The organism is Vibrio sp. DW001 (assembly GCF_029016285.1).
GTDB lineage: Bacteria > Pseudomonadota > Gammaproteobacteria > Enterobacterales > Vibrionaceae > Vibrio.
In genome coordinates this window covers 143,078-163,946 of record NZ_CP091975.1, presented here as the reverse complement: position 1 = coordinate 163,946, position 20,869 = coordinate 143,078, and the positions used below count along the sequence as shown (strand labels likewise).

Annotated in this window: 21 protein-coding genes; 15 read left to right on the top strand and 6 right to left on the bottom strand. The window is 41.0% G+C overall.

What is annotated here, in order from left to right:
- Positions 1 to 106: 106 nt before the first annotated feature.
- The 12 genes from kduI to trmH all read left to right on the top strand — a co-directional run bounded on the left by kduI (position 107) and on the right by trmH (position 11,392).
- Complete coding sequence (gene kduI / locus L3V77_RS00770; RefSeq protein WP_275135328.1) at positions 107 to 946, top strand: 5-dehydro-4-deoxy-D-glucuronate isomerase; 840 nt, start codon at positions 107 to 109, stop codon at positions 944 to 946.
- Complete coding sequence (gene kduD, locus L3V77_RS00765) at positions 943 to 1,704, top strand: 2-dehydro-3-deoxy-D-gluconate 5-dehydrogenase KduD (RefSeq protein ID WP_275136660.1); 762 nt, start codon at positions 943 to 945, stop codon at positions 1,702 to 1,704. The genes kduI and kduD overlap by 4 nt, the downstream gene beginning before the upstream one ends.
- A gap of 386 nt (positions 1,705 to 2,090) precedes the next feature.
- The gene (locus L3V77_RS00760) at positions 2,091 to 2,507 is read left to right on the top strand and encodes a cupin domain-containing protein (RefSeq protein ID WP_195704879.1); all 417 of its coding nucleotides are present in this window, start codon (positions 2,091 to 2,093) and stop codon (positions 2,505 to 2,507) included.
- Between the two features lie 38 nt (positions 2,508 to 2,545).
- Positions 2,546 to 3,532 carry a TRAP transporter substrate-binding protein gene (locus tag L3V77_RS00755; protein ID WP_275135327.1) on the top strand — a complete coding sequence of 329 codons (987 nt, stop codon included), beginning with the start codon at positions 2,546 to 2,548 and terminating at the stop codon, positions 3,530 to 3,532.
- A gap of 51 nt (positions 3,533 to 3,583) precedes the next feature.
- Positions 3,584 to 4,858 carry a TRAP transporter large permease gene (locus L3V77_RS00750; RefSeq protein ID WP_275135326.1) on the top strand — a complete coding sequence of 425 codons (1,275 nt, stop codon included), beginning with the start codon at positions 3,584 to 3,586 and terminating at the stop codon, positions 4,856 to 4,858.
- 549 nt (positions 4,859 to 5,407) lie between these two features.
- A complete protein-coding gene (locus L3V77_RS00745) occupies positions 5,408 to 6,136 on the top strand; it encodes an SDR family oxidoreductase (protein WP_275135325.1) in 729 nt (242 codons plus the stop codon).
- Between the two features lie 46 nt (positions 6,137 to 6,182).
- The gene (locus tag L3V77_RS00740; protein ID WP_275135324.1) at positions 6,183 to 6,509 is read left to right on the top strand and encodes a hypothetical protein; all 327 of its coding nucleotides are present in this window, start codon (positions 6,183 to 6,185) and stop codon (positions 6,507 to 6,509) included.
- 4 nt (positions 6,510 to 6,513) lie between these two features.
- A complete protein-coding gene (locus L3V77_RS00735) occupies positions 6,514 to 7,056 on the top strand; it encodes a YgjV family protein (protein WP_275135323.1) in 543 nt (180 codons plus the stop codon).
- A 441-nt stretch (positions 7,057 to 7,497) separates the two neighbouring features.
- Positions 7,498 to 8,121, top strand: coding sequence for a guanylate kinase (gene gmk, locus L3V77_RS00730; protein ID WP_275135322.1), 624 nt, complete (start codon positions 7,498 to 7,500; stop codon positions 8,119 to 8,121).
- A gap of 60 nt (positions 8,122 to 8,181) precedes the next feature.
- Positions 8,182 to 8,454, top strand: coding sequence for a DNA-directed RNA polymerase subunit omega (gene rpoZ, locus L3V77_RS00725; RefSeq protein WP_102563458.1), 273 nt, complete (start codon positions 8,182 to 8,184; stop codon positions 8,452 to 8,454).
- 40 nt (positions 8,455 to 8,494) lie between these two features.
- Positions 8,495 to 10,615 (top strand): bifunctional GTP diphosphokinase/guanosine-3',5'-bis pyrophosphate 3'-pyrophosphohydrolase, encoded by a 2,121-nt coding sequence (gene spoT / locus L3V77_RS00720; protein WP_275135321.1) that lies wholly within the window; start codon positions 8,495 to 8,497, stop codon positions 10,613 to 10,615.
- A gap of 90 nt (positions 10,616 to 10,705) precedes the next feature.
- A complete protein-coding gene (gene trmH, locus L3V77_RS00715; protein ID WP_275135320.1) occupies positions 10,706 to 11,392 on the top strand; it encodes a tRNA (guanosine(18)-2'-O)-methyltransferase TrmH in 687 nt (228 codons plus the stop codon).
- A 131-nt stretch (positions 11,393 to 11,523) separates the two neighbouring features.
- On the opposite strand, the gene L3V77_RS00710 is transcribed toward trmH, so the two are convergent.
- The 4 genes from L3V77_RS00710 to L3V77_RS00695 all read right to left on the bottom strand — a co-directional run bounded on the left by L3V77_RS00710 (position 11,524) and on the right by L3V77_RS00695 (position 15,339).
- Complete coding sequence (locus L3V77_RS00710) at positions 11,524 to 11,760, bottom strand: thioredoxin family protein (RefSeq protein WP_275135319.1); 237 nt, start codon at positions 11,758 to 11,760, stop codon at positions 11,524 to 11,526.
- A 57-nt stretch (positions 11,761 to 11,817) separates the two neighbouring features.
- Positions 11,818 to 12,813 carry a permease gene (locus tag L3V77_RS00705; protein WP_275135318.1) on the bottom strand — a complete coding sequence of 332 codons (996 nt, stop codon included), beginning with the start codon at positions 12,811 to 12,813 and terminating at the stop codon, positions 11,818 to 11,820.
- Between the two features lie 79 nt (positions 12,814 to 12,892).
- Complete coding sequence (locus tag L3V77_RS00700) at positions 12,893 to 13,453, bottom strand: sigma-70 family RNA polymerase sigma factor (RefSeq protein WP_275135317.1); 561 nt, start codon at positions 13,451 to 13,453, stop codon at positions 12,893 to 12,895.
- A complete protein-coding gene (locus L3V77_RS00695; RefSeq protein ID WP_275135316.1) occupies positions 13,453 to 15,339 on the bottom strand; it encodes a RimK/LysX family protein in 1,887 nt (628 codons plus the stop codon). The genes L3V77_RS00700 and L3V77_RS00695 overlap by 1 nt, the downstream gene beginning before the upstream one ends.
- A 189-nt stretch (positions 15,340 to 15,528) precedes the next feature.
- Here L3V77_RS00695 and L3V77_RS00690 point away from each other — a divergent pair, with 189 nt between their 5' ends.
- Complete coding sequence (locus tag L3V77_RS00690) at positions 15,529 to 17,871, top strand: Tex family protein (protein WP_275135315.1); 2,343 nt, start codon at positions 15,529 to 15,531, stop codon at positions 17,869 to 17,871.
- Between the two features lie 74 nt (positions 17,872 to 17,945).
- Here the strand turns inward: L3V77_RS00690 and L3V77_RS00685 are convergent, their stop codons facing one another.
- The gene (locus L3V77_RS00685) at positions 17,946 to 18,416 is read right to left on the bottom strand and encodes an ATP-dependent Lon protease (RefSeq protein WP_275135314.1); all 471 of its coding nucleotides are present in this window, start codon (positions 18,414 to 18,416) and stop codon (positions 17,946 to 17,948) included.
- 135 nt (positions 18,417 to 18,551) lie between these two features.
- A complete protein-coding gene (bioH, locus tag L3V77_RS00680) occupies positions 18,552 to 19,325 on the bottom strand; it encodes a pimeloyl-ACP methyl ester esterase BioH (RefSeq protein WP_275136659.1) in 774 nt (257 codons plus the stop codon).
- Between the two features lie 104 nt (positions 19,326 to 19,429).
- On the opposite strand from bioH, the gene L3V77_RS00675 reads away from it, so the two are divergent.
- Positions 19,430 to 20,131 carry a ComF family protein gene (locus tag L3V77_RS00675; protein WP_275135313.1) on the top strand — a complete coding sequence of 234 codons (702 nt, stop codon included), beginning with the start codon at positions 19,430 to 19,432 and terminating at the stop codon, positions 20,129 to 20,131.
- Between the two features lie 88 nt (positions 20,132 to 20,219).
- A complete protein-coding gene (gene nfuA, locus L3V77_RS00670; RefSeq protein WP_275136658.1) occupies positions 20,220 to 20,831 on the top strand; it encodes a Fe-S biogenesis protein NfuA in 612 nt (203 codons plus the stop codon).
- The last annotated feature ends 38 nt before the right edge of the window (positions 20,832 to 20,869 follow it).

The following is a 20,869-nucleotide window of genomic DNA, read 5'->3' as shown; positions in this document are numbered from 1 at the left end:
AATTAGTGATTATTGTCACACGTATAAAAATTCATATACGAATACAATTGATTATATATGAATATTTAGGCAAGATTTAATTAATCCTAACAAATGAGGAAGAATCATGATAACAAAATATTCAAATTCTCCTGAAGATGTGAAACATTACCAGACCTCACGCCTTCGCAAAGAATTTTTAATAGAATCACTATTTAATGATGATTTTATTAATATCGTTTATAGCCATATTGATCGTGTTGTCGCGATTGGTGTCTCTCCCTTGACGAAATCTCTGAAACTTGAAGATTTTATTGAACCTAAATCATTTGGTGTTGAGTTTTTCTTACAAAGAAGAGAAATGGGCATTGCCAATATAGGCGGAGCTGGGGAAGTGACCGTAAATGGCGAGCGCTACCACCTTGACCACCTTGACGTACTTTATATTGGGTTAGGAAATATCGATATTTCTTTTGCATCCAATGATTCTAATGCGCCAGCACAGTTTTATTGCCTTAGCTCTCCTGCTCACCAAAACTATCCTACCGTACTCATAACAAAAAACATGGCAAAGCAGTTGGATCTGGGTGAACCGGAAACGGTCAACGCTAGGACTCTCAATCAATATATCCATCCAGATGTCATGCAAAGCTGCCAACTCTCTATGGGAATTACTCATATTAAAACGGGGAGCGCATGGAACACTATGCCTTGTCATACACATGAACGCCGGATGGAAGCTTACTTTTATTTCAATATTGAACCCAACGAAGTGGTCTTTCACTTTATGGGTGAACCAACAGAAACTCGTCATTTAGTTATAAAGAATAAAGAGTTGGTCTTCTCTCCTAGTTGGTCCATTCATTCTGGGTGTGGTACCAAAAATTACAGTTTCATTTGGGGAATGGCAGGTGAAAACCAGACGTTCGACGACATGGACTTTATCGCAAATAGCGATCTTAAATAGGAATTATTATGTTTGATTTATCAGGGAAAGTAGCCATTGTTACAGGTTGTAATACGGGCTTAGGTCAAGGTATGGCTGTTGCTTTAGCAAAGGCTGGAGCAGACATTGTCGGAGTTGGTCATATTCAACCGACTGAAACCACAAAAAAAATAACCCAGTTTGGGAAAAAATTTAAGTTTGTTGAAGCAAACTTATTGTCAATAGAGCCAGTACAAAGAATCATTGATGAAGCCGTGGAAGCTTTCGGAAGAGTTGATATTTTGGTTAATAATGCCGGTATCATTCGCAGAGAAGATTCGATCAATTTCTCTGAAAAAGATTGGGATGACGTTATGAACATCAATATCAAAGTTCCAATGTTCTTGTCTCAATCAGTTGCGAAACAGTTCATAAAACAAGGCAATGGCGGAAAAATAGTCAACATAGCATCCATGCTTTCCTTCCAAGGTGGCATACGCGTTCCTTCATATACATCAAGTAAATCTGGAATTATGGGGTTAACAAAACTGTTAGCTTGCGAATGGGCATCTCATGGAATTAATGTCAATGCCATCGCGCCCGGTTATATGGCAACAGACAATACTGAGGCGTTACGTAAAGACGAAGATCGAAGTGCAGAAATATTACGTCGAATCCCAGCCAGTCGCTGGGGCACCCCAGAAGATCTTGCTGGTCCTGTTGTTTTTTTAGCTTCTCCGGCTAGTGATTATGTGAATGGATATACCGTTGCCGTCGACGGCGGTTGGTTAGCAAGATAACGCATTATAAGTGTATGACTAAGCTTAGCAGACGAGTCGAACAGTAAATTACGTGGTATCAAAGGCTGCATATTGGTCTATTCAGTATTCTCAGATAAGAGGAGAATTAATGATTCTTACCGAACTGTAAATTAGAGCCCATGAGGCTAGCTGGCTTATTATCAATTAAGCTTAACCATCAGATTTAATTAATAAAATACAAGCTACTCTGCCCTGTGCAGAGTGGCTTTTTTTTTGTGTTTTAAATTGAAAAATCAGTCAATAGACGAATTTAAAATAACATGTGATTTGGGTAACAAATATACGATCTTTACCTATGAATACTTTTATTCATATGCAAATATCTAGACATCGCGGAATAGCGATCCATAAAAAAGGAAAAGAAAATGTCTGTCGAAAGAAAACAATATGTCTACACAATTAAAGATCTTCCAATGACTCCCATTGTAGAGGAACAAGGAATCAGTACGCGATTTCTTCTTGGGGATAGCATCATGGTTAGCTTCATTGAAAACCCTCCAGGTGCAGATTTTCCGATTCACTCACATGACTGTGAGCAAATAATGATTATGCTAGAAGGGTCCGAAGAACATGTCATTGGTGATCAAGTCATATCAATGAAGGCTGGTGATGTTGCGGTACATCCTTCAAATACACCACACGGTGGTAAAAGTGTCACTGGCATGAAAGCCATCGATATTTTTGCTCCACCACGTCGTGGGCATTTAGAAAAAATGAAGCAATATGGAACATTTCCTAATCCTGATGGTACTTATCCTAAGAAAAACAACATTGATGATTAACATTTAATTGGAACGAATACTTATAAAAGGACATTAAAATGAACATCTACCCTACATTGAAAAAAATCACATTGTCTGCCATTGCCTTGGGATTATTAGCCAGCAACCCTGCGTTTAGTGCAGTGACATTGAAGTTAGCTCATTATGCAGAACCAGGACACCCTGCAGATGTTGCTGCAAATCAAATGGCAAAGAATGTTAAAGAAAGAACAGGTGGTGAAGTAAAAATAAACGTATATCCCGCAAACCAATTGGGTAGCCCAAATGACGTTTTAGAGCAAAATGTACTTGGTGTTATCGACATGAGCCTACCAACTCAAGGTCACCTAAGTAAGTATTCATTGAAATTTGCAACCGTAATGACGCCGTTCGCATTTAGGGACGCAAAACATGCATATGACGTTCTAGATGGGCCTTTTATCGAATGGGCAGCGCCTGATTTAGAGCAACATAATCTGATTTATTTATCTAATTGGGATTGGGGATTTAGAAACATAACCAACAATAAGAAAGCCATCAATCATGCGAGTGATGTCGAAGGACTTAAATTAAGAACACCACCAGAAGTTCAACTTCAGTCGGCAATGTCTGCTCTTGGTGCGAATGTAGCACAGCTTTCATTTAATGAATTGTATATGGCGCTCAAGCAAGGTGTCGTTGATGGTCAGGAGAACCCACTTTCCGTCATTTATTATAATAAGTTATATGAAGTTCAAAACAATCTGGCGATGACAGAGCATGTCTATAACTCAATGGTTAACGTTATATCTAAGAAAAAATGGGATAAATTAACGCCAGAACAACAAGTTATTCTAAAAGAGGAAAGTATCAAAGCTGGGAATATGATGCGTGAGACCATGCAAAAAGAACAAGTCGAGCTAGTTAAAATGCTTGAAGAAAAGGGTATGAAGGTGACACGTCCGAACAAAGCAGAATTTAAAGCTGCGATGGGACCTGCTTATACCAAAATTGGTCAGTATGCAGGCGAAGAAAACCTTCAAACGTTCCTCGATATGTTGAATTAAAGCAATTGGCTCACCCTACTTGGTGAGCCGTCATTTAGGAGGTTTCTTTTTATGTCAGCACTAGTTGTATTTGTAGGGCTTATCTCGCTGATTTTGTTAGGCGTACCGATTGCTGTATCTATGGGAGGGGTCTCCATAATAGCAATGCATGAAGACTTCTCTAGTCTTACCATGCTCGCCCAAAGAATGTACGCATCCACAACAGGCTTTACATTATTGGCAATCCCTTTCTTTATATTAGCCGGGAACTTAATGAATACAGGTGGTATCACCGATAGGATATTCAGATTTGCTAAAGCTGGAGTGGGCCATTATTGGGGTGGATTGGGGCAAGTCAATATACTATCAAGTGTTATTTTCTCTGGTATGTCAGGCGCTGCTGTTGCTGATGCGGCAGGGCTCGGAAAAATTGAAATAAAAGCCATGGTAGACAATGGTTATGATTCAAAATTCGCAGCTGCCATCACTGCAGCATCTTCCACTATTGGTCCCGTCATTCCACCGAGTATTCCATTTGTTATTTATGGTTCCCTTACTGGTGTGTCCGTAGGGAAATTATTTCTTGCCGGTATGATTCCAGGTGCGCTGATGGCGATAACGATGGTCATAGCCGTTTATATCATATCAAAAAGAAGGAATTACAAACGACAGCCTAGAGCGGCTAGAAGCGAGTTCTGGATTAGTTTGAAAGAGGCTATTTTACCTCTAATGACACCCGTCATTATTGTAGGCGGAATATTAGGCGGCGTCTTTACTCCTACAGAAGCGGCAGTAGTAGCATGTATGTATGCGATGGCATTGAGTGGCCTTGTTTACAAGGAACTTAGTTTTCGCTCACTAATTGACATATTGAAAGATACGTTGCTCCATACAGTAAGAGTCATGTTTATTATTTCAACAGCAGGGTTCTTTAGTTGGGTTATGATTTACCTACAAGTGCCACAAGCCGTCATAGACACGTTGATCTCCATGACCGATTCTTCAGTCATATTACTGTTAATAATGATATTTGTGTTGCTGGGTCTTGGCATGTTTCTAGAGGGTGTGGCGGTTATTCTAATCTGTGTACCGATATTTATGCCTTTAGTACAACACATCGGAATGGACCCTATTCAATTTGGTGTTATTATGATTTTAGCATCAATGATTGGACTATTGAGCCCACCCGTCGGAATGTGTCTATACGCTGTAGCCAGTATAAGTAATGTCAAAATTGGTGCACTGAGTAAGGAAGTACTTCCTTATATGTTAGGGATACTACTTGTTCTGTTCTTTGTAGCTTTTATTCCAAAAATCTCGCTGTTTGCTCCGTATCTTTTGGGATGACCTTTATTATGAATATAATTTTAATAAAATTAGACAAGTTGATATTTAAAACATTTAGTACCATTGCTATCACTTTTTTAGTCTGTCTTTTTTTACTTATGGCAATGAATGTCATCTTACGATTCTTTCCAATAATATCGATTGGTTGGTTTGACGAAATAATAGAGTTGTTGTTTTCGTGGATGATATTTTGTGAGGCCGCCGTTCTGTGGAAACTTAAGGAGCATCCATACATTGACCTCATTGCAAATAAAATAAAAAATGATGTTATTAGATATAGATTATTCACCTTAATTGAACTTATTAATATTACCTTTTTATCATTTTTTGTTTATTACAGCTACACGTTGATTAATAATGCAAGTGCATGGTCTCCAATATTTAAAATCTCTAAAAAAATATACTATCTTTCTATGCCATTGTCAGGTTTATATATGATAGCCTGCTCTCTTTTGTTTATTTACCACCATATGAACAAAGTTAAAAAAGCGAAATACGAACAAAGAATTAATGACATAGAATCTCAATACAAAATTAGGAGTTAGTAACATGGCCAAATATTTAATTACGGGCGCAAGTACAGGCATTGGTGCAGAGGCATCTCGCATCCTAGCTAAAGACAACGAATTATTTTTAGTTTATAACCGATCGAAAGAAAACGCTGAAAAACTTAAAATCGATGTCGAAGCGATGGGGGCAAAAGTTCATTTATTTCAAGCTGATTTAACGTCTGAAGAAGCCTGCATTAAGTTATTTGACGACATTAGCTTAGTCACAACTAGTCTAGATGGTTTAATTAACAACGCGGGAGGGCTGGTACAGCGCCAAAGTATTGAAGAGTTTAAATGGGATTTAATGTTAGACATATTCAATTTAAATACATTTTCACTCTTGAAAGTGACTTCTCTAGCCGTTCCTTTTCTAAAAAAAGGAACAAACCCTAGCATAGTTAATACAACGTCAATTGTGGTAAGACACGGAGGGCCAACAGCAACTTTATACGCCGCGTCAAAAGGAGCCGTCGATACATTTACAAGGGGAGCATGTAGAGAGCTAGCACCAACGATCCGAGTTAACTCTGTTTCTCCTGGCGTTATCGACACACCATTTCACCATAAAGTGTCGACCGAAGAACAAATGAAAACGTGGGCCGAAGGCAATCCTTTGAAGAGAAATGGTGTGTCAAAAAATGTTGCGGACGCCATTAAATTTTGTTTAGAAAATGATTTTGTTAACGGTGAGAGTATCGACGTTAACGGTGGTCTTTATATTCGCTAAATTGAATGCCCCTAGGTAAAACCTTAGGGGCATAATAGGAAGAACAATGAAAATAACCCGAGAGTTAATTTATAGTAACATCGATCAAATAATGCGAAATTCTGAAAAAATAAATTCCAAATCAGAATTGTCCATAAAGGAGCTCTTAAACGACGATTTTTTGTTAGAGAAAACCGACCTAAAAAACATACAGGAAATATTTTCTATATTGGGTAAAAGTGAAGTGACGGAAAAATCATTTGATGAAATAACCGATAAAGATTGGGAGCACTTCATAACTAACCACACATCTTTTAAAAACTGGGAAGACATGCTAAGCAATGCAACTGGATTTTACATTAAGAAAAATGTATTTTCTGACATTCTAGGATAAAAACGTGCCAAACATTGATGCTGCACAAGCCATTGGTCTTGTAGCCCTTGTTATTGGTGGCTGTAATTTTTTAAATACAAATGACTACAAATTTAAAATTCAATTAACTATTTTCTGTGTTGTATTATCAGTTCATTTTTATTTAATGGGTGCGATTACTGGTTGTATAATTTCGTTTATAAGTGGGTTGCGTACATTAGTATCGTTAAAGAACAATGATTATCGAATAATGTTTATTTTCATGTTTGTATTTTGGCTAGTAGGGCTTCCAAGCATCGATTATGGATATGAATTACTACCAATAATAGGATCCTCAATAACCACTTACGCTTACTTTAAGACAGTTGGTATTAAGATGAGACTTTTGGTCGGTATAAACAGTTTGTGTTGGCTAGCTCATAACATATTAATATCATCAATTGGTGGTGTAACAATGGAAACAATATTCATAGTATTTAACCTCTACACTATCTCCCGCATCTATAGTTCAAATTTGGAGTTAGAAAGGAAACTAAAACATCAGTACCACCAATGTGACCAATCTTAAAATGGATGAACCACTCTAACGACAGTACTACTTTGATACTTGTATCGAGCCCTCGACCATGGAGCTAGTATCTCACTACTTTCATCAAAATAGGAATTTAGACCACGTAATACTCCTTTTAAGCTCCTTCTCACCACTTAATCTTTTACCGCGCTTAGTGAAAATCGAGATGGATCAAATTTACCGTTGAACTGATAAAAGTTTTCCGCATCTACGATGGGTAAAGATAGTTTTAATTTACGGTCTAATGAACGGAAGGAACCGACACCTTCATCCCTAAAGATAGAAAACAACTAACAACCACGTTGAGAATAGGCGATAACCTGTGCTACTCTTCGCCTCCATTTTTCCGACCTCTGGTTTAACCAACTAGAAGTCGTTATTATCTTGTTTTGGTTCGTGAATCGGCGAAAAACATCAAATTAGTGTGGGGTAAAAGAGATGGCTCAAGGGACTCTTTATATAGTATCCGCTCCTAGCGGTGCAGGTAAATCTAGCTTAATTTCAGCGCTGCTGGAAACAAACCCGACTTACGCAATGAAAGTCTCTGTATCTCACACAACGCGTAACATGCGCCCTGGTGAAGAGGATGGTTTGCACTACCATTTTATTCCAAAAGAGAGCTTTGAAGCGCTAATCGAGAAAAACGAATTTCTCGAACATGCTGAAGTTTTCGGTAATTACTATGGAACTTCTCGTGTATGGATTGAAGATAACCTGAATAAAGGTATCGACGTTTTCCTCGATATTGATTGGCAAGGAGCTCGACAGATCCGTAAACAGATGCCACTTGCTAAGAGCGTTTTTATTATTCCACCATCTAATGGTGAATTAGAACGTCGCCTCAATGCAAGAGGACAAGATAATGAAGCAATCATAGCAAAACGCATGAGCGAAGCTAAATCCGAAATGTCACATTTTGACGAATATGATTATCTTATTGTTAATGATGATTTTGATGCGTCATTGATGGACTTTAAGGCGATTATTCGTGCGGAACGCTTAAAACAAGACAAACAAGCGGCGAAATATAATGGTATGCTCACAGCACTATTGGCAGAGTAAGCCTTTAGACTGTATACTTTCTCGTCATTCAGAATATTTAGTTAACCTATTGGAGTCCACATGGCACGCGTAACCGTTCAAGATGCAGTTGAAAAAGTTGGCAACCGCTTCGACCTAGTACTAATCTCGGCTCGCCGCGCTCGTCAGATGCAAACTGGCGGCAAAGATTCACTAGTGCCTGAAGAGAATGATAAGCCTACTGTTATCGCACTTCGTGAAATCGAAGAAGGCTTGATCACTAAGGACGTTCTTGATGCACGTGAACGTCAAGAGCAACAAGAACAAGAAGCGGCTGAACTCGCGGCTGTAAGTAGCATTACTCACACTCGTTAATTCTAGTGAATAATTTTAAGTAACCTTTCGGGCCTTTAATTTGTATCTATTCGATAGCCTAAAAGATGTTGCCCAAGAATACCTAACAGAGCCTCACCTAGAGGCTCTGCGTCAATCTTATGTGGTAGCAAAAGATGCCCATGAAGGGCAGACCCGGTCAAGCGGGGAACCTTATATCATTCACCCTGTTGCTGTAGCTCGTATCCTCGCAGAAATGCGTTTGGATCATGAAACCTTAATGGCTGCACTTTTACATGATGTGATAGAAGATACTGAAGTCTCTAAGGAAGAACTTGCTAGTCAGTTTGGTGATACTGTTGCTGAACTCGTTGATGGGGTATCTAAGTTAGATAAACTTAAATTTAGAGATCGAAAAGAAGCGCAAGCAGAGAACTTTCGTAAGATGGTTCTTGCTATGGTGCAAGACATTCGCGTGATCCTTATCAAGCTTGCTGACCGCACGCATAACATGCGTACGCTTGGTGCACTTCGTCCAGACAAGCGCCGTCGGATAGCGAAAGAAACACTCGAAATATACTCTCCCCTTGCCCATCGATTAGGCATCCATAATATTAAAACTGAGTTAGAAGAACTTGGTTTTGAAGCGCTCTATCCAAATCGCTACAAAGTCCTTAAGGAAGTAGTGAAGACCGCGCGTGGTAACCGAAAAGAAATGATTCAACGTATTCACTCAGAAATCGAAGGTCGTCTAGAAGAAGTAGGCTTAAAAGCCAGTGTGTTAGGACGAGAGAAAAATCTCTTTTCGATCTACAACAAAATGAAAACCAAAGAGCAGAAATTCCATACCATTATGGATATCTATGCTTTCCGAGTCATCGTAGATAGCCCCGATACGTGTTATCGAGTATTAGGTCAGGTGCATAATCTTTATAAACCTCGTCCTGCTCGAATGAAAGATTATATTGCCGTCCCAAAAGCCAATGGCTATCAGTCGCTGCACACTTCAATGGTCGGCCCTCACGGCGTACCTGTGGAGGTACAGATTCGTACCGATGACATGGATCAAATGGCGGACAAAGGTGTTGCTGCACATTGGTCATATAAAGCAGGCGGCGAACGCAAAGGCACCACCGCACAGGTTAAAGCGCAACGTTGGATGCAAAGCTTGCTTGAGCTTCAACAAAGCGCAGGGAACTCCTTTGAGTTTATTGAAAACGTTAAGTCCGATCTTTTTCCTGACGAAATTTTCGTTTTCACGCCTAAAGGTCGTATTGTTGAATTGCCTGCTGGCGCGACTGCCGTCGATTTCGCCTATGCCGTCCACACTGATGTAGGTAATACCTGCGTAGGTGCTCGAGTTGACCGTCAACCCTATCCTCTCAGTAAATCACTTAAGAACGGTCAAGCAATTGAAATTATAAGTGCTCCTGGCGCTCGCCCTAATGCCGCATGGCTTAACTATGTGGTTACCTCTAGAGCAAGAACCAAGATACGCCAAGTGCTAAAAACCATGCGTCGTGATGAATCGGTGGCATTGGGTCGCAGACTGCTAAACCATGCTTTAGGCCGGCACACTATAGAAAGCGTTTACCCAACAAACATCGAGCATGTTTTATCTGACCTTAAAGTCAAGTCCATGGACGATTTACTTGCGGCTATCGGTTTGGGTGAGCTCATGAGTATTGTTATTGCTCGCCGCTTACTAGGCGATGCCGATGCACTGACCGAAACCAGTTCAGTAACGTCAACATCAAGTAAGAAACTATCTATCAAAGGCGCTGATGGCATTCTGCTTACCTATGCTAAGTGCTGTCATCCAATACCCGGTGACCATATCATTGCTCACGTTTCACCAGGACGCGGCTTAGTCGTACACCTTGAATCTTGTCCAAATATACGTGGTTATCAAAAAGAACCGGATAAGTACATGTCTGTTGAATGGTCTGATGAACACGAACACGAGTTCATTTCTGAGTTGCAGATTGATATGCATAACAAACAAGGTGCGCTTGCAGAGCTCACCAACGTTGTTTCGCGTACTGGCTCTAATATTCACGGCATTACAACGGAAGAAAAAGATGGTCGTTTATATACAGTCACTTTAGCTATCACTACAAAAAACCGCGTTCATTTAGCGGAAATAATGAAGAAAATCCGCGTTATACCACATGCATTGAAAGTTAGACGCAAAAGAACGTAGCCATACTATCCTGAGTCTTGAACCTAAAAATGAAGAATAGGCACTCAAGGCTCAAGATTCTACAACCCAACCAGTCATCGTTGAAATATCATGAACCTAGACCGCTATAATCGCATCCAAACTGTCCTTAAAGCTCGCCAAACTGACTTAACCCTTTGCCTTGAAGAAGTTCACAAACCGAACAACGTCTCTGCAATTATTCGTACCGCCGATGCGGCTGGTGTCCATAAAGTACATGCTGTTTGGCCCAACAAGAATATGCGAACCTTGAGCCACACCTCTGCTGGTGCGCGTAACTGGGTCGAAGTCGAGACTCATGAATCTATCGAAAGTGCCGTTGGCGAACTAAAAGCCCAGAATATGCAGATCTTAGCGACCAACCTTTCTGACAAAGCCGTCGATTTCAGAGAGATCGATTACACCAAACCAACAGCAATCATTCTTGGCGGCGAAAAGTACGGTATCTCTAGTAAGGCATTAGAGTTTGCTGATCAAGACATTATCATTCCGATGGTTGGTATGGTTCAGTCTCTCAACGTTTCGGTTGCCAGTGCGCTCATTCTTTTCGAAGCACAAAGACAACGCCAACTTGCTGGGTTGTATGACAGAGAAACCTCAGCATTGGCAGAAGAGGTCATACACAGAACGCTATTTGAACGTGGTCATCCTGTTCTTGCTAAAGTCGCTAAACGTAAGAAACTTGAATACCCTCCCCTAGACGAAGAGGGCCAGATTGTCGCCGATGCGGCTTGGTGGGCAGAGATGCAGAGACGTTAACACCTATTTACCCCGTCTTATCGGTTACCTATGTGTCCGGCTAGTCGGGAATCTTGCCTGTGTAAACCACATGCTCGTCAGGGCGATGGAACATGGAAAACAACAAGATTACGTTGCCTTCCATTTACGTTTTAATTAGTAAACCAAGCCACCACTTGTTCTGCCTTGGGTACACTGCCTTTGTGCACCACCGTTCCATCTATAACCACCGCAGGTGTTTTCATTACGCCATAAGCCATAATGTCTTTTAGATCTTGTACTTTTATCAGCTCTATCTCTATATTATTTGATCTAGCCACCTCTTCGATGACCGATGCCGTTACCTGACAATTTTTACAGCCAGAACCTAATATTTTGACTACTTTCATTACTTTCTCCTTAAATAATATCCATTCAACTAAATAACTGCTCAGACGAAATAAATTTTAGAGCAGCGGTATGGCATTAAAAAACCAACCAACGAACGTAAACGCGACTAATAAGACTGCGAATAGCACCATAAGTAACGGCCACTTCATCACCTGTTTTAAAAGAATGAATTCAGGAAAACTCGCGGCAACAGTGCTCATGCAAAAAGCCAACGTTGTACCGATTGGCAGCCCGTTCATTATCAAGCTCTCCATAACCGGGATGACACCCGTCGCATTAGAATAGAGAGGTATCCCTAGAAGGACAGCCGCCGGCACAGACCACCACTGCCTATCGCCTAAATAAGCTTCAATCCACCCTTCTGGAACAAAACCGTGTAAAGCCGCACCTAGACCAACACCAATAAAAACCCACTTCCATACCCGTCCAAAGATCTCTCTGGTTTCATCTTTGGCAAACTGATGGCGCTCGTGTAGAGATAATTTTTTAACCTCTTGAGTGCGTGTAGGGCTCTCTTTTTGATTGATTGAACCTTGCTTTAAAGCATCAGCAGCAAAAGAAACCAACCAACGTTCCGCTTTAATCACATCTAAAAACAGGCCTCCTAACATACCAACGCTGATACCAATCAATACATACAAAACCGTAAACTTCCAACCTAACAAACTAACCAGTAGCAATACTGCTACTTCATTGATAAGCGGTGAAGTAATAAGAAATGCCATCGTAATACCAAGCGGTATACCCGCCGAGGTAAATCCGAGGAATACGGGAATGCTTGAACATGAGCAAAATGGCGTGATTGCACCAAAAACTGAACCTAATAGGTAACCAGTAAAACGATGCTTTCCCGCTAAATAATCCCGGACACGTTCGATATCCAATGAAGCTCGGATGATAGCAATTAGGTAGATCATAGTGATAAGAAGCGCGAAGATCTTAGTGGTATCTTCTACAAAAAAATGCAACGCATCACCAAGCTTAGAATCGGGGGATAGATAAAGCAGATCAAACACCAACCATGATGCTAAATCAGTGAACATTTGAAACATATGAACCCTATAAAATAAAACCGCTTTGTCTTAAAGACGAAACGGTTTTAAAAAGGATTCATAAAAAATGACATTTATTTTAGTCTCGACGAGTAAAACAACAAACCTGTTGATTTTCGTCTAGCTTTACTCGACAAGAAAGTTCTATTTGTTGTTTCAATTTATCTCTTGCACGACGAATTCGAGATTTCGTCGCCGCTAGGGTCAACCCATGCTCAACGGCAAACTTTTTTTGACTGACACCTTCTAAATCACACGCCACAATAATGGCTTGGTCCGCTTTATCAAGTTCAGAGAACACTCGAGGAAGACAACTCAAGGCAAGAAGATCAACGGGCGCTAAGTTTTCTTCTTCCTGTTCAACATCGACACTTATCTGCTGAAACGTGCGCTTTCTTGTATGATCAATAAACAAGTTTTTAGCCACTCGAAACAGCCACGCTTTCGTATTTGTTACCTCACAAAACGTCGCTTGCTGATGCATGATTTTAATAAAAACATCTTGCAGGATATCCTGAGCAAGTTGTCTATCGTTGGTTTGTTTACACAGCCACTGAAGCAGCGGCTGTTCATGTTGATGCCAAGCACGCATCGCACAAGGAAACGTATTACCTAGAATTTTGGATCGATTCTCTAACATTACTGTTTTATATCTTTTTCAGATCCACCCAGCAGAAACTTGTTATCGCTGGTTACGACCACACCATGACGCAGGAAGTTTTCACCAAGGATCATACTGTAGCCAAATCGAGATCGGTCTTGTAGGTTAACTTTGATCTTTTTGCGTATGTCACCAATCTGTACATCCATCTTCACTACTGGTCTGTGATTGGCTTTTTCCCCTTCCTTAGCCTTAACCGTCATCATTCTCACGACTTGTCGGGTAAAGGATTTTTTGTCACCTTGTTCGTTCTCATACACAAAGTCGACCATGTCTTTACCCTCTTTTTGATATAATTTGATCGCTTGGGCATTCATTGAACTGACATCCGCGCCGGTATCTAACTTCACAGGAAAACTTAACCCTTCGACCGTGGCGTTTTCAATGTAACCCGCCTTGACTAGATCATGAGACTCTAGCAATAGGTCGGTCCGCGTATTAATTATCACGCCACCTTTTTTCGTTTTTTGCCCAATCAGAAAGATCTGTTCCTCGTTTTTATCTAAGGTTTCTAGCGCGATTTCATATTCAGTATATTTGCCGTCAGCCTCAAGTCTGACCTCAATCACGGGTCTTGTTGAGTCACCCACCTTGATTTTTCGAAGAATAGATTTAACAAATTTCGTCTTATCACCTTCATCATCTTCTAAGAAATAGGTGACATGTTCGCCCTTGTCAGCGCTCGATATCTCAAAACTGGTGACCTTGAGCACGGGGGTTTTCACTCTCAGATCAGGCTTTGCGTTTACCTCTATACCATCGACTAAAATTAACTCTTCTGGCGAGACCACAAGTGGGTTCTTATCTTTAACTCGTTGAGTAAATTTCTCTTTAGGCTTATCCAAAAGATTCTTTTCACTGGCACTAATGACAAAGTTTTTACTCAGCGCTTCTTTACCTAGTCTCAATTGACTAGAACTGTTGGAACGATCTTTTAAATAAACATGCAGATTAGTATCAAAGTGTTTTTCACCTTTTACTGGGATATAGATCTCTGGACGCTCAATATCACCAAATTTAATCATGCCTATCAGAGGGAGAGTGAATGACTTACTATTTCCCTCTTTGTCATTCGTATCAAAGCTGACTTTCTTTGCCTTTTTGTCTACTTTGATATTCGTGGCATGTAAAACGGACGATTTACTTTCCATTGAAATACTGACATTCATCGCAAGACCATTCACCATCATTGTCTCTTCACGACCAATAAGGGTTGCTTTCGGCTGCTCTTGTAAATAGTCATAACCTGCAAATACCCAAGCATTCTGTTTTAGGAATGTCTTACCAATCAAAATTGGGGTACTAAAATTACCTCTATCTGTCAGACTTGCTTCCGTTTCGATTTCAACGTCACCTATCTTCATCTTAAGCTCTATAACAGGACGATAAAGAGGCTCTTTACTGGTACGGCTTCGAACCACACTGACTCTCGCTAAACGCCTTTCAAACTCTAAAACGTCACCAGTGTAGGGGTTCGTCACATTGAACTTCACGTTAAGCTTTAGCTCTCTTTCTGGGGTATCGAATTCATCTAGCCACCAATTACTTTGGGAACCACCATATTCGTCCACGATATACTTAAGCAATTCAGTATCCGAAAGGTTTTTATATTTAGGGTTACTACTCAATATATGAATATTATCGGCATGGATTGACGTAGTATCGGCTCCAGTATCGATCTTCCCATCGAATGGGATATGTTTGTATTTGTCTGTGCTCGTCAGATACACATTTTCTATACGACCAAATACTGATAAACCATCTAACTCATAAGCTGGGTTCTGTGTTGTGTAACTGCTTTCGCTGGCGATAGAACCAGCGCTAAGTAATATTATTGTTAATAACGAGATGGGCATTTTTTTCATTCTTATAATCCGTAACATGCAGATATTCCTTTTATTTATTCTAGTCAATGTAACCAATAACAACAGCAATTCATGTCAAAGTTACGCAAAAGAAAATTAAAGATTGCGATAACCAACGACAACCTAGTAATTCTCCGTTTTGCCCCCATTTATGAAACAATGCAAAAAATTGATTAAAGAGATCTACAGATGAGCCAACCCCCTTCTCAGCAACAAAGAGACTCACAACACTTAAGCCAGCAGATTGCAAAAGAGCTTAACGTTCGAACCGAGCAGGTTGCCGCAACGATTCGTCTTATCGATGAAGGAAGTACCATCCCTTTCATTGCGCGATATCGTAAAGAAGTAACGGGTGGCTTGGACGATACCCAACTAAGAACCCTAGATTCGCGCTTAAGCTATCTTCGAGAGCTGAATGAACGTCGAGTGACGATTCTTAAATCCATCAGTGATCAAGAAAAACTAACGCCTAAGTTAGAGAACGATATTAATCAAGCGGAGAGTAAAACTCGACTTGAAGATCTTTATCTTCCCTATAAACCCAAAAGAAGAACCAAGGGACAGATTGCTATCGAGGCAGGGTTAGAACCATTGGCATTGAAGCTATGGAAAGAAGCACAAGGCGATCCAGAATCAGAAGCTCGACATTATATAAACGCTGAAAAAGGAATTAATGACACTAAAGCGGCACTGGATGGCGCTCGTTTTATTATCATGGAGCAGATTGCTGAAAATGCCGATTTAATTAGTAAACTTAGACAATACCTCACAACTCAAGCTGAAATCGTATCCCGAGTTATCAAAGGAAAGGAACAAGAAGGACAGAAGTTCAAGGATTATTTCGAACATAATGAAAAGCTAAGTAAAGCACCATCTCACCGTGCATTAGCGATGCTTCGAGGCCGGAATGAAGGTTTTTTGCAACTATCGATGAACGCTGACCCAAACCAAGACGAAAGCATTCGCCACTCATATTGCGAAGATATCATCACTAACCATTACGGACTTCATCTCAGTGAAACGCCAGCAAATAAATGGCGCAATCAGGTAATAAGCTGGGCATGGCGAATAAAAATTTCGACCCATATGGAAACCGAATTGATGGGAGCGATGAAGGAGCGCAGCGAGGTGGATGCAATAGACGTATTTGCTTCTAACTTAAAAGACCTATTGATGGCAGCCCCTGCGGGCCCTAAAGCAACACTTGGTTTAGACCCTGGACTTCGAACTGGTTCTAAGATTGCTGTCGTTGATGCCACAGGTAAAGTGCTTGATACCGACACTATTTACCCAAACCAGCCTCACAAACAGATCGATAAGTCAGCCCATGTAATTGAAAAACTGATCAGAAAGCATAACGTTGACCTGATTGCTATTGGAAATGGTACCGCTTCCCGCGAAACTGACGACTTTGTAGTAAATACATTAAAAAAAGCCAATCTAAGTACACAAAATATTATTGTCAGTGAGGCAGGCGCATCAGTTTATTCTGCATCTGAGCTCGCCGCTAATGAGTTCCCTAACATGGATGTCTCTTTACGTGGTGCCGTTTCTATAGCCAGACGCTTGCAGGATCCTCTGGCTGAGTTGGTTAAGATTGACCCTAAATCTATCGGCGTTGGCCAATACCAACATGACGTTGGTCAGAATGCATTGGCAAAACGATTAAATGCCGTAGTAGAAGATTGTGTCAACGCTGTTGGCGTTGACGTCAATACTGCCTCAACAGCACTTCTTACTCGTGTTGCCGGACTTTCTAACACTATTGCAGAAAATATTGTCAAATATCGAGATGAAAACGGTCGCTTTGAAACTCGAACAACCTTAAAAAAGGTTGCTCGTTTGGGGCCTAAAGCCTTTGAACAGTGTGCTGGCTTCCTTCGTATCATGGATGGTAAAAACCCATTAGATGCGTCTTCTGTTCACCCTGAAGCCTATCCTTTGGTTAAAGCAGTCGCAGAGAAAAATAACAAACCAATAAAGGCCCTTATTGGTGACACTCTATTTTTGCGCTCTCTCAATGCGATAGATTATACCGACAGTACCTTTGGGATTCCTACGGTGACCGATATTATCAAGGAGCTTGATAAGCCGGGTCGCGACCCTAGACCCGAATTTAAAACTGCAACTTTCGCTGACGGAATTAACGCAATCTCAGATCTTGAACCGGGAATGATTCTTGAAGGGGTTGTCTCTAACGTGGCAAACTTTGGTGCATTTGTCGATATCGGCGTTCATCAGGATGGCTTAGTCCATATCTCTGCTTTGACTGACCGTTATGTCTCTGACCCTCGCGAAATCGTTAAAGCTGGTGATATTGTCAAAGTCAAAGTGCTTGAGGTTGAGGTTCAGCGCAAGCGAATTGCCCTGACTATGCGTCTAACCGACGAATCTGGCCAGACAAATAATAAACCGCAGACGAATCGAAATGTGTCCCCAGAACGTAAGAACAAACCCAAAAGCCAAGGATCTCAAAACCAGCCGATGGGAAACAGTGCGTTTGCTGATGCGTTCAAGAAAGCAGGGCGATGATGACAGGTTAACGGGAAGAAAAATAAGTTATAGATCCTAGAACATTCTAGAATCTATAACTCTACTCAGAGTTGTCAAAGCACCGCAATAACCTCAGAAGGGCAGTTTGGTGCTACAGCATGACCGTAGTGATATTTAATCACAGTACGTCTCCGCTCCATTTTTCCCGAAGTAATCGCTGCATCAATGATTTTTTTAGGCAAACGAAAGCGAATCGTGTAACCCAACCCCTGTTTCTCCGAATAGGTTTGAAGTGCAAGCAGTTCAAACAACCGGCTTAGGGTATCTTTGGGTTCTTCACTCTTCGCTGACTTAGCGTTTGTCTCACTGTCCAGTTCATAATCAGGATGGTCCGACGCATCCCAAGCAGGTCGTTTCCGGCGCTTATCTTCTGCTTTAATGCGCCTTTCTGCATTGGATTTTGCCAGTTCTACTGGCGGCGTAACAGGTTCACGAACTTTGTTATCTCTCGCCGCTTGTTCAGTTTGAACATTGACCGAAGGAGCGATTAGTGGCACGTTCACATTCGTCGGCGACACAATCATAACAAACCTCCTTCTAATACAACCTATTGCTTCATAGCGAATCGTAGTTACCTATCTTCCTAGGTAACTCTTTCTCCTAGGTAGATAAGATGCTATTTGTAATTGGTTAGATATCTTATCGGCCAAACTGTTCAATTATTTACCACTAAATTGTATTAATTGTGTGCAAAACTCATCGAGTTCAGTCATAAATGGAGCATGAGAGGATTGGTTAAAGATGTAATGCTCTGAATTTGATAGTAATTCTTGTAAGTCATTCGCGACTTTTATCGGTACTAAACCATCAAGTCGGCCATAAAAACGTAAAAATGGCATACTGATCTGATCCAACTGGCCACGTAAATCTACATTTCCTAACATATTTAAGCCAACTAACAAGGACTCTGGAGTCGGAAGAGGTCGTGACAACACGGCCTTTTTTAATAATTTCACATCCTGTCTTGCAGTTGGGCTTCCCATCGCTTGCAACGCCATAAACCGTTCAATAGTTGGATGAAAATCTTCCACTAACTGTTCAGTAAAGGTAGACAATACGGCGGGTTTAATACCTCTCCAACGCTTCTCCGCGGCAAATTTTGGTGAGCTGGCAACAGTGACGAGTTTCGATACTCGATTTGGGGTGTTTAACGCGATATGGGTAGCGATTAACCCTCCTAACGACCAACCCACCCAAATAGCTTGCTCCGGTGCATGCTCCAGAACCATCTTAGCTGCGCTATCGATATCATCTGCATGTCGTTCTGAACTGTGGCCATAGCCCGGCAAATCGACCACATGAACTGTAAAGTGTGCCGAAAGTCGCTCAACCGTTTGTTGCCAAACTGCGCCATTCATTCCCCATCCATGGATTAAGACCAAGTCTTTACCATTTCCTTCTCTATGCCAAAACAACGGTGGGGGAGTTGTCATCTTCTGTGCTACTTCAATCATGAATTATCTCTTAGCGTATTCTTTATTATTTAACCTGAATTCAAATCCAGTGATGACTCTAAATACCAACTACCGAGATTCCAATGTGGAAAAAAGAAATCCGTCGTATTATTACCCAATATTCTAACCCAATTTGCCATTTATGTGGTCTTAGCAAGGACAGTAAATCTGGCGATCTCATTTGGTGTCAGAGTTGTCTATTGCTTTTTCTAGCCAAACCCCGTTGTTGCCAATGCGGATTAGAAACCTTAATACCCGTTGCCAAGTGTGGTGTTTGTTTATCCGAACCACCACTCTGGGACCGGCTTTTTTGTGTCGGTGATTATAAAGCGCCATTATCTAACTATATCCACAACTTAAAGTATTCAGGTCAACTGCAATACGCCTACGATTTGACCTATTTGTTATCAAAAATGATAGATGACCCTGCTCCACTCATCGTAAGTATGCCACTTCATTGGCGACGTTTCTTGCATCGAGGTTACAACCAGAGTGATGTTCTCGCGCACTACCTTACGGCTCATTTACAAGGTAGGAGTACCTTCGGTCAAACGCTCTTTAAAAGGGGTAAATCTACCCCTAGCCAACAGGGGTTAGATAAGCAACAAAGGATGAAAAACCTGACCCATGCATTCACCCTCAATTGGTCACCGAATCAAACACATATCGCAATTATTGACGACGTAGTTACCACAGGAAGTTCGGTCCGACAATTATGCAAATTACTCCTTGATGTTGGAGTAAAAAAAATTGATATTTATTGCATCTGCAGAACAGGAACATAATGCCTAATAACTCGACGTTATTGAAACAAACAACAAAGTATCAATTTTCATTTGGCATCCTGTAATCGCAAGAGTAGAATAGAATCAAATAACCTACAAAAACAGTCAGGTATTAGTCGTGTCAATTATTATTACTGAAAGTGCTCAAGCACACTTTGCTAAACTGCTAGAACAGCAACCGGAAAATACCAATATACGTGTATTTGTCGTTAACCCAGGAACACCGAACGCAGAGTGTGGTGTCTCTTATTGTCCACCAGAAGCGGTAGAAGCAAGTGATACCGAGATGAAATTAGAGCCCTTTTCAGCCTTTGTTGATGAGTTAAGCTTACCTTTTCTCGAAGATGCTGAAATCGACTACATAACGGACAAGATGGGTTCGCAGCTTACCTTGAAAGCACCTAACGCGAAAATGCGTAAGGTTTCTGACGATGCATCTTTGATGGAACGTCTTGAATATGCAATTCAAACACAGGTGAATCCTCAACTCGCAGGCCACGGTGGTCACGTAAGCTTGGTAGAAATCACAGAAGACGGAATTGCCCTAGTTCAATTTGGTGGCGGCTGTAATGGCTGTTCGATGGTTGATGTAACGCTGAAAGAAGGCATAGAGAAAGAGCTAGTACAGCAATTTGAAGGTGAATTGACTGCCGTTCGCGATGCAACAGAACACGCACGCGGCGAGCACTCATATTACTAACTGGTTGCAGTTTATTTCTCATTTACGCGTAGCACCGC